Consider the following 15,433-nt stretch of genomic DNA (forward strand, 5'->3'; position numbering starts at 1 on the left):
CGCACGGTTCCGCGCTGCGGGTTATTCCTCGCCGAAGTACCAGTAACCAGCATTCACCAGACCGGCGATCTGCGCCAGCACGGCCGGATCATCCAGTGCATCACCCAGGTCATCGAGCGTGATGCGATAGTGATTCGCCAGAACCGCCATCACATCGGGGCGTGAACACTCAACCCGCTCACCATTGATATAAACCGCGCTGCCAATCGTCAGGACACGCAGGCCCCCCAGCCGGCTCAGGGCATCGCCCTGTTGCAGCGCATCATAAATTTCATCAGGCTGATAAGGCGGTTCCGGCGGCGCAACGTCGAGTTCGTGGCGTGACTGCGAAATGAATTCGCCGAACCACTGCTCAAACTGCTCCGGCTGATTGACCACATCCAGCATCAGCTGGCGCACGCCTTCAATCTCCTGCGGCAGGATCTGTGACGGGCAATCGCGTGCAGGCACATCCGGATCGCTGAAGCGCAGGCTGCCCAGCTCATTAGCCAGGGCGTAGTCGGCAAAGCCGCTGATTAACTCACGACCGCTGGGGGCGCGGAAACCAACGGAGTAGTTCAGGGCGTTTTCCAGCGAGTAGCCTTCATGCGGGAATCCTGGCGGAATGTAGAGAATATCGCCCGGCTCCAGCTCTTCATCGATGATGGCATCGAACGGTTCAACCTGCAGCAGGTCCGGATGGGGACAGTGCTGCTTCAGCGCCACTTTTTCACCGACGCGCCAGCGACGGCGGCCCGTACCCTGAATAATGAAGACATCATACTGATCAAAATGGGGACCGACGCCGCCGCCAGGCACGGCAAACGACACCATCAGGTCATCGACACGCCAGTCAGGCAGGAAGCGGAAAGGGCGCATCAGCGCGGCAGAGGGTTCATGCCAGTGATTGACCGCCTGGACCAGCAGCGACCAGTTGTTCTCTCCCAAGTGATCATAGCTCTCAAACGGGCCGTGGCTGACCTGCCATTTGCCGTCCTGATGGCTGACCAGGCGGCTGTCCACCTCGTTTTCCATTGCCAGTCCGGCCAGTTCATCCGGTGAAAGAGGATCAACGAAGTTTTTAAAACCACGCTTCAGCATGACCGGGCGTTTCTGCCAGTAGCGCTGAATAAAATCGGGCCAGTTAATATCGAGCTGATAGTCCATACAAGGGTTCCGCTTAGGGCTGTAAATGCCAGCTAGTATAACAGCCCGGACGGTTTTCTACTCGCGACGATGTTCAACTTCCTGGCGCTGAAAAACCACTTCCATACGTGTTCCGCCAAGCGCACTGCTGGTGGCGATGACGTTACCCTCATACTGTTCCAGAATATCGCGCACCACCGCCAGACCTAATCCCTGGCCCGGACGCAGCGTATCGGCGCGCTGCCCCCGCACAAACACTAAATCGCGCTTGCTCTCAGGAATACCCGGGCCATCGTCGTCGATATAGAGATGCAGCGCCTTTTCGCTCTGATAAGCACTGACTTCGATAAATTCCAGGCAGTACTTGCAGGCGTTATCGAGTACGTTACCCAGCACTTCCATAAAGTCATTCTGGTCGCCCACAAAGGTCAGCTCCGGTGAGATATCCAGCGTTATCGCCACGCCTTTGCGCTGATAAACTTTATTCAGTGCCGAGCAGAGACTGTCGAGCAGACCAGAAACGGAATGGAGATCGCGCTGCAGCGGATTGTGATCGGCCTGCATACTGGCGCGATGCAGATAGTATCCCACCTGCTGTGAGATGCGGCTTATCTGCTCCAGCATTACCGGCTCAGCCTGTTCCACCGTCAGCTCTTTACCATTGCGCAGCGATCGCAGGGTGCTCTGCAACACGGCCAGCGGCGTTTTCAGGCTGTGGGTCAGATCCGAAAGGGTGGTGCGATAGCGGGTGTAACGCTGCCGTTCATTGGTCAGCAGCAGATTGAGGTTGCGCACCAGACTGCGCAGCTCCTGCGGCGGATTATCCGCCAGATTCTCACGCTGACTTGTCTCCAGTTCGCGCACCTGCTGTGTCAGCGCACCAATTGGCCGCAGACTCCAGTGCGCCGCCAGCCACAGCAGCGGAATAATCAGTATCAGGTTAGCCGCCAGTACATAGCTGAACCACGACCAGACCACATCAGAGTGCTGCAACTCCTGCGGAATAGAGTCAACCACAACGATGGTGAGCGCGGGCAGATTCGTCGTGGCATCGTAACGGTTAACGGCCACCGAGTGGGTAAAGGTGTCGTTACTGTCGGTGTCCCAGTCATTAAGCCGTTGCTTCGCATTGAGATTATTGCCCATCGCGACCATGCTGGTGCGGTTGCTGGTATCGATCTCGTAGAAGTCGGGCTTCAGCAGCCATTCGCGGCGGATCTTTTTGCGAATATCCGGCACGTCGCGTTGCTGCCACAGCAGCTTGCCGTGCTCATCGTAGATGAAGACCAGCGTCGGAAAGTTCAGCGTCATGCGTTCCGGCTGCGCGATGGTGAGCTTGTTGTCATGCCATTGCGCCAGCGTAAAGAACAGATTGCTCTCGCCGCGCATCACCCGGTAGGTATTTTTATCGAAACTCACCACATAGCCAATCACTGCGACCATGCCGTAAGAAAGAGAGAGGAACAGAACTATCGCTGCGGAGGCCAGCAGAAAGCGGGCGCGCAGCGAAATAGGGCGGTAACGATTAAACCAGGACATGGTCAGAGATCAAAGCGGTAACCCTGGCCACGCACGGTGGCAATGACATCAGTAGGATGCAACGCCAGAATCTTTTTGCGCAGACGGCCCATCAGAACGTCGATGGTGTGGCTTTCGCGCAGTTCAGCGTCAGGATAGAGCTGCAGCATCAGCGAGTCTTTGCTCACCACTTTGCCCGCGTTACGGATCAACGTCTCGACAATGGTGTACTCAAAGGCGGTGAGCTTCACAGGTTCTTCATTCACCGTCAGCTCACGGCGTGAGAGATCAACCTGAAACGGAGCCATATCGATGATTTGCGACGCATGACCGCTGTTGCGGCGCATCAGCGCCTGCAGGCGTGCCGCGACCTCTTCAATATGAAACGGTTTGGTGACGTAGTCATCCGCACCGGCTTCCAGCGCTTCGACTTTCGCCTGCCAGCCCTCACGGGCGGTCAGCACCAGAATCGGCTGACGCACGGCATCACTGCGCCAGCGGCGAATCAGCGACATGCCATCTTCATCCGGCAGGCCGAGATCCACCAGCGCGATATCGGGCAGATGTTCGCGGAGAAAATAGTCAGCTTCTTTGGCGTCTTCGGCGGCATCGACCTGATGGCCCATGTCACGTAACTGGACGGCGAGATGATGGCGCAGCAGGGCATTGTCTTCAACAACCAGAACACGCATAGAAATTCCTTACACTCTGTTTGAGTCAACCTGCAGAAAGTATACGCGAAATGTATTAAACAAGATGTTAACGCAGACCGGACTGAGCCGGTCTGCGGCGGGCATTATTTCAGATCGTCAACCATCTGGATAGCGCGGCCAATATAGTTTGCAGGCGTCATCTGCTTCAGACGCACTTTTTCCTCTTCCGGCAGCGCCAGGCTGTCGATAAAGGCCTGCATGCCGGCAGCGTCTACGCGTTTGCCGCGCGTCAGCTCTTTCAGCTTCTCATACGGCTTCTCAATGCCGTAACGACGCATCACCGTCTGAATCGGCTCTGCCAGCACTTCCCAGTTATGATCCAGCTCGTCCAGCAGACGATCGCGGTTCACTTCCAGCTTGGAGACACCTTTCAGCGTCGCCTGATAGGCGATCAGCGCATAGCCCACGCCCACGCCGAGATTACGCAGCACGGTGGAGTCGGTCAGGTCACGCTGCCAGCGTGAGACTGGCAGTTTGCTGGCCAGATGCTGCATCACGGCGTTCGCCAGGCCCAGATTGCCTTCGGAGTTTTCGAAGTCGATCGGGTTCACTTTATGCGGCATGGTTGAGGAGCCGATTTCACCCGCGATGGTTTTCTGTTTGAAATGGTTCAGCGCCACATAACCCCAGATATCGCGATCGAAATCGATCAGGATGGTGTTAAAACGGGCGATACAGTCGAACATCTCAGCGATGTAATCGTGCGGCTCGATCTGCGTGGTGTACGGGTTCCAGGTGATCCCCAGCGAGGTGACGAAGTTCTCGCTCAGTACATGCCAGTCCACTTCGGGATAGGCGGCAATGTGGGCATTGTAGTTACCGACTGCGCCATTGATTTTACCCAGCACTTCAATCTGCTTCAGCTGACGTAACTGGCGCTCCAGACGGTAGGCGACATTGGCCATCTCTTTACCCATGGTCGATGGCGTCGCCGGCTGGCCGTGGGTGCGTGAGAGCAGCGGAATGTCACGGTATTCGCTGGCAAGACCTTTCACGGCGCTGATCAGCTGGTCCCAGTAAGGCAGGATCACGTCACGGCGGGCCGTTTCCAGCATCAGGGCGTGCGACAGGTTGTTGATATCTTCAGAGGTGCAGGCGAAGTGGATAAATTCAGAGACGGCGTGCAGGGCAGGGAGATCGGCCACTTTCTCTTTCAGGAAATACTCAACCGCTTTCACATCGTGGTTGGTGGTGCGTTCAATCGTTTTAATGCGGGCGGCATCGTCTTCTGAAAAATTGGCGACAATTGCATCAAGGAAAGCGTTTGCGTCGGCATCAAATGCAGGAACTTCCTTGATCTCTGCGGTCGCGGCCAGTTTTTGTAACCAGCGAACTTCAACCTCAACGCGGAATTTCAGCAAACCGAACTCGCTGAAAATCGCACGCAGCGGGCTGACTTTATCGCCGTAACGACCATCGACAGGTGAGACGGCGGTCAGAGAGGATAATTCCATCAGTGCAACTCCTGAATCATTTAGCAGTGTTTTGCTGCACCGACTTAGTAAGTCAGTGGCAGCCGGGATAAGAGGGTTTTCGCTTCACGCAGCAAACGCTGACGCGAGAACATCAGTTGCAGTCGGCCACCACCGACCTGCTGCCACAATACGGCCGCGCGGATACCGGCTAACAGAGTGGCACGCACTTTACTCTGCACCTGCGTATTCTGCAGCACCGCAGGCGAACCGGTAACCTGGATACGCGGTCCAAGCGGGCTGATCACATCCACATAGATGCCCGCCATCGCGCTGAGGATGGTGTCTGACTCCAGTTCATAATGTGCCAGCTGGCGATCCAGCTGCGTAATGCGCTGTGCCAGCGTCGCCATGGCGGATTTACTGGCGCTGAGCTTGCGCTCCAGCACCATCATGCTCAGGGTGTACCGCGTCAGTTCAGCGCCTGCACCCTGACGACTGCTGCTGTTCAGCACCGCCATCAGGGTTTCAAGTCCGAGGCGCAGGTTGGCTTCATTGTTGCCAAACACCGCCAGCGTGGAGCCAGGATTGAGGTCCAGCACGCTGCGCAGCGACACGGTCAGCGCTTCGGGCTGGCAGTGACCCTGCTGAGCCAGCTGCTGCACCAGATGGGCGGACTGACAGATGCCCGCCAGCGCCAGCGTGATTTCCTGATAATTTTTCGCCACGGTTACTCCTGTTTACGCGTCATCAACGCGGGCTGGGCCCGTTTATTCCGCCACTAACGGCAGGCGCTGTTCGATAATACCGCCACCGAGGCAGACATCGCCAAGGTAAAAGACTGCAGACTGGCCTGGCGTGACCGCAGCCACCGGCTCGTCAAAGCGCACCTCAATCCGATCGTCGCCCTGCGGAATAATCTCACAGGGAATGTCGGTCTGACGATAGCGGGTTTTCACGGTGCAGCGTAGTGGGGCGGTAATCGGCTGACGATCAACCCAGTGCAACTGCTGCGCAATCAGGCCAACGGACATCAGACGCGGATGATCGCCACCCTGGGCGACAATCAGACGGTTACGCGCCACGTCTTTGTCGACCACATACCAGGGATCATCTTTGCTCTCTTTCAGCCCGCCGATACCCAGACCTTTACGCTGTCCCAGTGTATGGTACATCAGCCCCTGATGTTCACCGACGATCTGGCCTTCGGTAGTTTCTATCTCGCCAGGCTGAGCCGGAAGATAGCGCGCCAGGAAGTCGCGGAATTTGCGCTCGCCGATAAAGCAGATGCCGGTCGAATCTTTTTTCTTTGCGGTGATCAGGTCCAGCTGTTCCGCAATGCGGCGCACTTCCGGTTTTTCCAGCTCGCCGACCGGGAACAGACTCTGTGCAATCTGCTCGTGACTCAGGGTATAGAGGAAGTAGCTCTGGTCTTTGTTGCCATCCAGACCGCGTAACAGCTGGCTCTGACCATCGACGTCCTTGCGGCGCACGTAGTGACCGGTAGCGATGAAATCTGCGCCCAGGTCTTCCGCTGCGAACTCCAGGAACGCTTTGAATTTGATCTCTTTGTTGCAGAGAATGTCGGGGTTAGGTGTGCGGCCCGCTTTGTACTCTTCGAGGAAATGCTCAAAGACGTTATCCCAGTATTCCGCAGCAAAGTTAACTTTATGCAGCTTCATACCGAGCTTGTCGCACACAGCCTGTGCATCCGCCAGATCGTCCGCGGCGGTACAATACTCCTCGCCATCGTCCTCCTCCCAGTTCTTCATGAACAGGCCTTCAACCTGGTAACCCTGCTGCTGCAGTAACCAGGCGGAAACGGAAGAATCGACACCGCCGGACATACCGACGATCACTTTTTTCTGGCTGTTGTCAGACATGACACGCTCGCATTACGATAAAAAAACAGGCGGCGCATTCTATCATGCAGAAGGCAGGCGCGCACCCTCGTGAAACGGCCACTGGAACGGGCTGACCAGATGTAGCGGGTAGCGCGTGCCCTGTTGCCAGAGGCGTACGCTTTCCGCGACCAGGGGTGAACGCAGGTTAGATGCAGTGAGAATCTGCGCTGGCGGCAGCCACCAGCAGCAATCGATGTCGCTGTCCTGCGGCTGGGTTGGCGCTTTTTCCGCCAGATCCACACCAAACAGAAAACGCACAAAAGGCGTACTGTCGGGCGCGATCCACTGGTTAATCCCGATGAAATAGTGCATTGACGCCGCAATGCCGGTCTCTTCATAGAGTTCGCGTTCGGCAGCTTCCAGCAGCGTTTCATCCGCTTCAAGATGTCCGGCAGGCTGGTTCCAGGTGGCACGACCGTTGATCGTCTCTTCCACCACCAGCAATTCACCTTCGGCCTCAACCAGACAGGCGACAGTAACATGAGGTTTAAACATTACTTCTCCGCAATTGTTAACCTGAGGTTATAAAAAATCGATTTTCAGGTGGGGCTCTCGCTGATTTCACGCCACGTACCCGGCGCCAGAGCGTCAAGCGAATAGCTTCCCATGGCGTAGCGAATTAATCGTAAGGTGGGAAAGCCGATATGCGCAGTCATCCGGCGCACCTGACGATTACGGCCTTCATACAGTGTGATTTTCAGCCACTGCGTCGGGATGTTTTTACGTTCACGGATCGGCGGCTGACGCGGCCAAAGCCACTGAGGCTCAGCCACTTTTTCCACGCCAGCGGGCAGCGTCATACCATCTTTCAGATTAACCCCATCCCGCAGAGGCTGAAGAGCCGCCTCCTGTGGCTCGCCTTCCACCTGCACATAATAGACCTTGCCGGTACGTTTGCCGGGCTGCGTCAGCGCGGCCTGCAGGGCACCGTCGTTGGTCAGTACCATCAGGCCTTCGCTGTCGCGGTCAAGGCGGCCCGCGGCATAAACGTCTGCGACGCTGACAAAATCTTTCAGGGTGCGGCGGCCCGCTTCATCAGTGAATTGAGGCAAAACGTCGAACGGTTTGTTAAACAGAATCACACGTCGTGGAGGAGCTGGGCGGGCAGGCGCACGTCGCGCATCACGCGTCGGGCGGCTGAATCGTTTATCCTGGTGAATTCGTTGAGTTGTTTTTCGCATGGGCTTTGCAGTCAGAAACATTCGGCGCATTATAACGTGAAATTGCGGTGATTGGCGTGACGGAAATATTCAAGTAGTATTGACGCGCATCTTACAAATCATTAACAAACGCCCAGGAGAGGTTAATGGAAAGCAAAGTAGTAGTTCCGGCGGAAGGTCAGAAAATCACCCTGAATCAGGGCAAGCTTACAGTGCCAAACAATCCGGTCATTCCTTACATTGAGGGTGACGGTATCGGTGTTGATGTTTCCCCGGTGATGCTGAAAGTCGTCGACGCGGCGGTGAAGAAAGCCTACAACGGCGAGCGTAAGATCTCCTGGATGGAGATTTACACGGGTGAGAAGTCAGTTGAACTCTACGGTCAGGACGTCTGGCTGCCACAGGAAACGCTCGACTTAATCAAAGAATATCGCGTGGCTATCAAAGGCCCACTGACCACCCCGGTCGGCGGCGGTATTCGTTCACTGAACGTAGCACTGCGTCAGGAGCTTGACCTCTACGTCTGCCTGCGTCCGGTACGTTACTATAAAGGCACGCCAAGCCCGGTTAAACGCCCTGAAGAGACCGACATGGTGATCTTCCGTGAAAACTCCGAAGATATCTATGCGGGTATCGAGTGGAAAGCGGGCTCTGCCGAAGCGGACAAAGTGATCAAGTTCCTGCGCGAAGAGATGGGCGTGAAGAAAATTCGCTTCCCTGAGCAGTGCGGTATCGGCGTTAAGCCATGTTCAGAAGCGGGCACCAAACGTCTGGTGCGCGCGGCAGTGGAATACACCATCACCAACGATCGTGATTCACTGACCCTGGTTCACAAAGGCAACATCATGAAGTTCACCGAAGGCTCTTTCAAAGACTGGGGATACCAGTTAGTGAAAGACGAGTTCGGCGGCGAACTGATCGACGGCGGCCCGTGGATGAAGTTCAAAAACCCGAACACCGGTAAAGAGATCATCGTTAAAGATGTGATTGCTGATGCGTTCCTGCAACAGATCCTGCTGCGTCCGGCAGAATATGACGTTATTGCCTGTATGAACCTGAACGGTGACTACATCTCTGACGCCCTGGCGGCGCAGGTTGGCGGTATCGGTATCGCACCAGGCGCTAACATCGGTGATGAATGTGCACTGTTCGAAGCAACCCACGGTACTGCGCCTAAGTATGCCGGTCAGGATAAAGTGAACCCAGGTTCAGTGATTCTGTCCGCAGAAATGATGCTGCGTCACATGGAGTGGTTCGAAGCGGCTGACCTGATTGTTAAAGGTGTTGAAGGCGCTATCGCTAACAAGACCGTGACTTACGATTTCGAACGCCTGATGGATGGCGCTAAGCTGCTGAAATGTTCAGAGTTTGGTGACGCGATCATCGAAAATATGTAATCCGCATTACGTAATATATAGCCAACACGAATGTAAAAATCGTGTTGGCTTTTTATTTCACGCCTTCTTTCCTCAAAACTCTTCCCCAAAACTGTTTATAAAATCACCTTCACACAGCAACTACAATCCAGTCTTTCCCGCGATCATCGTTATAGCGATCAGTCATTTTCTGAGTCTTATGGCCGAGTAATTTTTGAGTATCCACACCCTGTTCACGATACAAACGTTCCGACAGCGAACGCTGCTCATGAAAGGTAGGTGCTGCACATTCAGCCCATGTCAGCCCACAGTGATTCCTGGCCTTTTTGAACGTCGTTGTAATAGCGCTGGCAGAAACATTATCACCCCTAACGGCCTGCGAGGTTGAGTGACGGAAATGGACCAGATATTTACTCACAACCGCATCGCGGCATTTGGCGACAGCCCGGTTCAGATTTTAAAATCATACCGGTTACGCAGACTGCTGACCTGAAATAAGGTCAGAGCATCACGACTTATCATTTCCCCTGCGCGATAGCGCCTGGACAATCTTTTCCTGAACGTGTTTTGCGCCGTCACGCAGGCCGGCCAGCGTCTCAAACTGAATGCCTATTTCACCAGTCATCGCAGCCGGTACGCCGGAAGCCCGGCTTTCGAGCTCCCGGCCTGCTTCGGTCAGGCGGATAATGACCCTACGTTCATCATGACCGGTGTCGCGTACCCGGCTGATAAAGCAGGCCTGTTCAAGCCGCTTCAGCAGTTGGCTGAGCGTGCCAGACTCCAGCTGTACGCGCCGTCCCACCTCTGAGACCGTCACACCATCCTTTTCCCACAGTGCCAGCATTACCAGATACTGCGGATAGGTGAGCCCGAGTAATTTCAGGTGTGACTGATAAAGCTTTGTCATGGCCAGAGAAGCGGAGTACAGCGCGAAGCAAAGTTGCTGCTCCAGCTTCTGGGATGGGGCGTCTTCAGACCTGCTCACTTCAGGTGTGTTTTTCATACCGGGGTTCCTGATGGTTAATAATGGTCGGCGGGCGTTCGGTGAACGTAAAGGGCGACAGACGTCAGGGTGCCGGATAAACAGATTATCACGGACAGGCTTGAATGCCCCAGACCGCTGCCAGACCGACCGTGGTGGCAAATATATCGACATCAATTAAGTTGTGTTCAATTTATTTTGTAAAGGCAATGGACTTCTCTCTTTTCCAGCCGATAGACCCTGACAGTGATACAACATCCAGGGAAAAAATAATGAAGGTCTCAACACGTCTTGCTATCGGTTTTGGTTTACTTGTTCTGCTTCTGGTTATCTGTACGGGCACAGCTCTGCACGCGCTGACTGAGGCCGAGCGTGGGATGAATGATGCCGTGAATAACAAGATGAAGCGGTTGTCAGTTGTACTTGATATGCGGGGCGATATTCGTGATATGGCCATCGCCGTACGCAACCTCGCGCTCTTAAGCGAGCCGAAGGAAATGCAGCCGGAGTGGGAGCGTCTGACGACTCAGCAGCAGAAATACATCCACGAGCGCGAGCAACTGGTTGACAGCATGAGTCACAGCGTTACTGCTCAGGGTAAAAACGTACTCGACGAAATACTGGCCGCTGAAAAGGATGCTATGAAAACCCTGATGACGGCGGGCAGGCTGGGTCTGGAAAACCGGCCACAGGAGGCCACGCCTTACCTGATGAAAACCGCACGTCCGGCGCAGCGAAAACTGCTCGATGCCCTTAACCGGCTCACCGACATTCAGAAGGCACAGACGGTAGCGACGGTCACCGAAACCAGTGAGACCGTTTCCCGGACCAGAACGGTGCTTATCGTGCTTACTCTGCTCTCAGTCCTCACCGCAGTAGCAGGCTGCCTGATTGTAAGCCGCAGCCTGATGCGTCAGCTGGGCGGAGAGCCTGCACAGGCTCAGACACTTGCCGCCGCGATTGCCGCCGGTGATCTCACGGGGCCGGTCACGCTGCGCCGTAATGACACGACCAGCCTGCTGGCCTCTCTTGACGTCATGCAGGCAAACCTGCGCGGCCTGGTGACGCAGATTAAAGATTCGTCCGCCTCCGTGGCTCTGGCCGCCGACGAAATCTCACAGGGTAACACCGAGCTGTCTTCACGCACCGAGCAGCAGGCCGCCGCCCTGCAGGAAACTGCTGCCAGTATGGAGCAGCTCTCTGCCACCGTAAAAAGTAACGCCGCCGGCGCCCGGCAGACGGCCGACTCGGCACGCGAAACGGCGCAGCTGGCCCGCAGCGGTGAGTCGGACGTGAAACGTATGTCAGACACCATGCATGATATCTCCGTGAGTGCCACGAAGGTGCGTGACATCACCTCCGTTATCGAGAGCATCGCGTTCCAGACCAACATCCTGGCGCTGAATGCAGCAGTTGAAGCGGCTCGTGCGGGTGAGGAGGGGCGCGGCTTTGCCGTGGTCGCCGGTGAGGTCAGAACGCTGGCGCAGCGCAGCGCCACGGCCGCGAAGGACATCAAGACACTGATTGAGCAGGCCGTTACACAGGTGGAAAGCGGCGTCACCGTGGCGTCATCAACCGGACAGAGCATCCTGAAAATCGTGGCTATGGTCGGTGAACTGGCCGAATCAATGGACGAGATTTCCCTGGCCTCCTCTGAGCAGATGCAGGGCATTTCGCAGGTGAGCATTGCCGTGAGCCAGATGGACGGCGTGACGCAGAACAACGCAGCGCTGGTTGAAGAGTCGTCCTCTGCCTCTCAGTCGCTTTCAGAGCAGGCCCATGACCTGCGAACCATGGTAGGAACATTTAAAGTATGAGTCACGACGCAGAAAGCGAACAGGATTCATTGGAAACGTATAAGACCCTTCACGCCCTGAAGGAGGGCGTGGACTTCATGGTAAACCAGCTGATTCGGGGTAGTTACCTGACGACCTCCACCTTTGCCAACAATCTGGTTTATCTCAACAGGGCCTTTGAGCCCGTGCAGGCGCGGATGGCGGTGCCCGGCGTCATGGCCATGCTTCTTCGGGAAGACGTCCTGCTTGCCGCCGACCTGATTGCCACCGGCCGGGCGATTGCAATGATGAATAATTTTCTGGTCTGCGTAACCGGTCAGGATGCTGACGGACTGTAGGTGGAAACCGGGACAAAGGTATAAGCAGAAAAGTTTGCCAGCCAGCAGACATTTGTATAACTCATCGCACTAATTTACATGTTTGAAAGAACTTTCAATGCTTTTTTGCCGATATATGTACTGCAGGTTTCTTTTTTTTCCATATTTTACACAGCATCAGTAACTTACAATGGCAGGATATCACATGACGATAACACAGCGATTGCTGCTCACCTTTTCACTTCTCTCTGCTGCGCTGGTCGCGATGGTCATTGTGGCTGTCGTAGTCGCCGGTGGGTTTCAGTCCCGCTTTCAGTATGTGCAGGAGAACACCATTCCGTCACTCGTGGACCTTGGCAGTATGGTCGATAGCAGTAACTCACTCATCATATGGCTATATCGCCATCAGAGTGCGACCGAACCCCGTATTCAGGCTAACATTGAAAAAGAAATAAACGGGGCTATCAGTAATATTAAATCCCTTAACCAGCATTACCTTAACAATGACGTTTCGGATGAAGAAGACCGCAAGATGACGGAGGAAGCGTTTACTACCATCAGGCGGATTGAATCTAACCTTCCTGCTTTTCTGGCAGGCTCGCGTGCACAGAATGATGCCGTTGCTATGGGCGCACTTCAGGGGAGTGATGGCATTGGCGAGGCTGCCCGTCAGTTGATTACGAGCTATCAGAAGCAGCGCAAGCTGAACGTCGACATTGGCAAGGCTCTGCGTAAAGAAAATGACAGAACTTATCATATTACTGTATGGAGCCTGGTGGGTGGCTCAGCGCTGGCTGTGATTATTCTGGCTTTCTTTGCACTCCGAACCCTCTTCGGCATCCGCCGTCAGCTGAATGGCATGCGTGAAACAATGGAACGTGCCAGTAAAAACCTTGATCTGACCCTACGGGTAGACGCGTCGCGCCAGGATGAAATCGGCCTTACGGCCCGCGCGTTCAATCATCTTGTTGAAAATGTCTCAGATTCACTGTCAAAAGTTGAGGCATCAGCACAGTCGGTCAGTTCCGCTTCGGCACAAATCTCAGCAGGTAACGAAGACTTGTCATCGCGTACCGAGGAACAGGCTGCTTCACTGGAGCAGACCGCGGCAAGTATGTCTGAGCTAAGTGAAACTGTTCGTCAGACCGCTGAAAACACCCGACTGGCTAGCCAACTGGCGAAGAATGCGCATGAAATCTCCGAGGATAGTGCCGGTCGTGTTCGCACACTGTTGTCGACCATGGGCGATATCAGAGGAAGCTCAGCGAAAATCACCGATATCATTGCACTGATCGAAGGGATTGCGTTTCAGACCAATATTCTGGCTCTGAACGCTGCTGTAGAGGCTGCCCGTGCCGGAGAGCAGGGCCGTGGTTTTGCCGTGGTGGCCGGTGAAGTCCGCAATCTTGCACAGCGCTCATCATCTTCAGCACGCGAAATCAAAGAGCTTATTGAGTCGTCAATGGGCTTTGTCCAGGCTGGTTCCGCACAGGCAGAAGGTGTGGGAGAAAACATTTCAAAAATGAATGATGCCGTTCGGCAGGTAACTGACCTGGTGGATGAAATAGCCGTGGCGGCCAGTGAGCAGTCACAGGGAATTGGACAGGTTCATCAGGCTGTCGATCAGATGGACGATGTCACCCAGCAGAATGCTGCGCTTGTTGAAGAAGCTTCTGCAGCCTCCCGATCACTCATGGAGCAGGCTGCAGCACTCAACCATTTGGTGAACACTTTTACGCTCGTTTCTGTGTCAGTGTCTGCTTCGACTGCACCTAGCTCTGTGAGCCGTTCAATACCCTCCGCAGCAGTTTTACGCACCAGACCTGCCATTGCGGTTGCGGGCAACGATAACTGGCAAAACTTCTGATACCGGGCGTGACCAGTTTTCTGATTAAGGAAAGGGTTTAGTCGAGCCCTTTTCCTACGGATGGCGAGACAATTGATGGCAGGGGATAAGTTTTTAGTTAAGGGGAGGGCGACGATTTTGGTGGCTCATGAACTTTTAAGACCAATAATCTGAAATCAGCCATGAGCAATCTATGAGTTGAATGAAAAAAATCATTAAATAATACGGGATGAAATTTGAATTTTCAGGCACATGCGATTTTTCGTAACTTCCACCAGGTCCACTAAGCAACATACGCTTAGTGGACAAGCTTTGTTGAAAGCCCGCTTACTTGAGCAATCAGCTATCAAGAGATGTTAAACCGTTAAGCTTATCCAGCCCTTCATGGTTAATTTCTTCATCTGCATTGTCAACAGCTGTTGAAATAGTTAGCAGGCTTTGTAATTCACTTAAAAGGATGGCCGCATCTGACTTAAGCAGCTCATCTGATTCTGCCGAGTCAATAACAGTATTGATAGCTTTGTTAGCGCTCTCGATCATTTCGTTCACACCTCCCTGTTTACTTACAGCTAAAACAAGAGCACTAATCAGCAGGGATTGCGCCTCAACACGCGCTGTTAGTTGTTTCATGTTAGCATCGATGCTTGAAATTTTAGCAAGCATGCTTAGTACGACGTTCTTCATAGCCCATCCCCTCAAAAATTCGATCCTAACCTTTCTTTTTATTTCTGAAAACCTCAACGATCTGAAAATAGTGGTCTCAAACAATGACCAGTCGATCTGCTTCGCTCTAAAAAAGGTGGTTGATGCCAAAATATGAAAATATGTTAGTAGTTATTAGAGGCTTAAGGTTTGACATCTGTTAAGTTTCACTTGAGTAGTTTTACTAAAATTAAAGTGATTCTGGCATGCAATCTTTAAGAGAGTGCTGATTGATTTTTTTTATTTAACCTCACAGTTGATTAATCTAACTTGCCAGACTGAATAATAATTGATAGGAAGTTTGTCTGGTAAGATATTTTTGATGCTATCAAAGGGTTATTAGGATGGATGCTCATAAATCTGAAAACAAGTATGATATTTATGCAGTCATCGGGCATGCCGTCTCATGCTTACTTGAGTCGGGAAAACCTGTTGAGAAAGATAACATAGTGATGCAACTGAGAAAGTCTGAAGAGCAGTCTGTAGATGGAATGAAAAAACTCTACGGTGATGCTGCTCTCATTGTTGCTAATGGTTGGCCAGTGAAATCTCAATCACAATAATACACCTGATAATTGTTAT

The 15,433-nt window shown here is 53.7% G+C and carries 15 protein-coding genes and 1 pseudogene; 5 read left to right on the forward strand and 11 right to left on the reverse strand.

What is annotated here, in order from left to right:
- Positions 1-21: 21 nt before the first annotated feature.
- From AC6I8C_RS07445 to rluE, 8 genes are all read right to left on the reverse strand, one after another.
- Positions 22-1,146: a ribosomal protein uL16 3-hydroxylase gene (locus AC6I8C_RS07445; RefSeq protein WP_497822052.1), complete on the reverse strand. Its 1,125-nt coding sequence runs from the start codon at positions 1,144-1,146 to the stop codon at positions 22-24.
- A gap of 57 nt (positions 1,147-1,203) precedes the next feature.
- The gene (gene phoQ / locus AC6I8C_RS07450; protein WP_013357490.1) at positions 1,204-2,664 is read right to left on the reverse strand and encodes a two-component system sensor histidine kinase PhoQ; all 1,461 of its coding nucleotides are present in this window, start codon (positions 2,662-2,664) and stop codon (positions 1,204-1,206) included.
- A gap of 2 nt (positions 2,665-2,666) precedes the next feature.
- Entirely contained in the window at positions 2,667-3,335 is a 669-nt protein-coding gene (gene phoP, locus AC6I8C_RS07455; protein ID WP_003849836.1) for a two-component system response regulator PhoP, read from the reverse strand.
- A 104-nt stretch (positions 3,336-3,439) separates the two neighbouring features.
- Positions 3,440-4,810, reverse strand: coding sequence for an adenylosuccinate lyase (gene purB / locus AC6I8C_RS07460; protein WP_497822053.1), 1,371 nt, complete (start codon positions 4,808-4,810; stop codon positions 3,440-3,442).
- 44 nt (positions 4,811-4,854) lie between these two features.
- Entirely contained in the window at positions 4,855-5,496 is a 642-nt protein-coding gene (hflD, locus tag AC6I8C_RS07465; RefSeq protein WP_033732295.1) for a high frequency lysogenization protein HflD, read from the reverse strand.
- Positions 5,497-5,538: 42 nt separating this feature from the next.
- Positions 5,539-6,651: a tRNA 2-thiouridine(34) synthase MnmA gene (gene mnmA / locus AC6I8C_RS07470; protein WP_013357493.1), complete on the reverse strand. Its 1,113-nt coding sequence runs from the start codon at positions 6,649-6,651 to the stop codon at positions 5,539-5,541.
- A 42-nt stretch (positions 6,652-6,693) separates the two neighbouring features.
- Positions 6,694-7,167, reverse strand: coding sequence for an NUDIX domain-containing protein (locus AC6I8C_RS07475; RefSeq protein ID WP_497822054.1), 474 nt, complete (start codon positions 7,165-7,167; stop codon positions 6,694-6,696).
- A 44-nt stretch (positions 7,168-7,211) separates the two neighbouring features.
- On the reverse strand, positions 7,212-7,874 hold the full coding sequence (gene rluE, locus AC6I8C_RS07480; RefSeq protein WP_497822055.1) for a 23S rRNA pseudouridine(2457) synthase RluE: 663 nt from the start codon (positions 7,872-7,874) through the stop codon (positions 7,212-7,214).
- A 104-nt stretch (positions 7,875-7,978) separates the two neighbouring features.
- Between rluE and icd the strand changes: the two genes are divergently transcribed.
- Positions 7,979-9,229, forward strand: coding sequence for an NADP-dependent isocitrate dehydrogenase (gene icd, locus AC6I8C_RS07485; protein ID WP_033782681.1), 1,251 nt, complete (start codon positions 7,979-7,981; stop codon positions 9,227-9,229).
- A gap of 109 nt (positions 9,230-9,338) precedes the next feature.
- Here the strand turns inward: icd and AC6I8C_RS07490 are convergent.
- A pseudogene (locus AC6I8C_RS07490) lies at positions 9,339-9,644 on the reverse strand (tyrosine-type recombinase/integrase); the annotation flags it as partial.
- Positions 9,645-9,716: 72 nt separating this feature from the next.
- On the reverse strand, positions 9,717-10,211 hold the full coding sequence (locus AC6I8C_RS07495) for a MarR family winged helix-turn-helix transcriptional regulator (RefSeq protein WP_497822056.1): 495 nt from the start codon (positions 10,209-10,211) through the stop codon (positions 9,717-9,719).
- 251 nt (positions 10,212-10,462) lie between these two features.
- Between AC6I8C_RS07495 and AC6I8C_RS07500 the strand changes: the two genes are divergently transcribed.
- From AC6I8C_RS07500 to AC6I8C_RS07510, 3 genes are all read left to right on the forward strand, one after another.
- Entirely contained in the window at positions 10,463-12,007 is a 1,545-nt protein-coding gene (locus tag AC6I8C_RS07500; protein ID WP_497822057.1) for a methyl-accepting chemotaxis protein, read from the forward strand.
- The gene (locus AC6I8C_RS07505) at positions 12,004-12,324 is read left to right on the forward strand and encodes a hypothetical protein (RefSeq protein ID WP_497822058.1); all 321 of its coding nucleotides are present in this window, start codon (positions 12,004-12,006) and stop codon (positions 12,322-12,324) included. Before AC6I8C_RS07500 ends, AC6I8C_RS07505 begins: the two co-directional genes overlap by 4 nt.
- A 184-nt stretch (positions 12,325-12,508) precedes the next feature.
- Positions 12,509-14,170 carry a methyl-accepting chemotaxis protein gene (locus tag AC6I8C_RS07510; protein ID WP_497822059.1) on the forward strand — a complete coding sequence of 554 codons (1,662 nt, stop codon included), beginning with the start codon at positions 12,509-12,511 and terminating at the stop codon, positions 14,168-14,170.
- A gap of 318 nt (positions 14,171-14,488) precedes the next feature.
- On the opposite strand, the gene iraP is transcribed toward AC6I8C_RS07510, so the two are convergent.
- Entirely contained in the window at positions 14,489-14,833 is a 345-nt protein-coding gene (gene iraP, locus AC6I8C_RS07515) for an anti-adapter protein IraP (protein ID WP_266308266.1), read from the reverse strand.
- Between the two features lie 362 nt (positions 14,834-15,195).
- Between iraP and AC6I8C_RS07520 the strand changes: the two genes are divergently transcribed.
- Entirely contained in the window at positions 15,196-15,414 is a 219-nt protein-coding gene (locus AC6I8C_RS07520) for a hypothetical protein (RefSeq protein ID WP_266308265.1), read from the forward strand.
- The last annotated feature ends 19 nt before the right edge of the window (positions 15,415-15,433 follow it).

The sequence above is a fragment of the Pantoea sp. X-Soil-YNGN-844 genome (assembly GCF_059730595.1).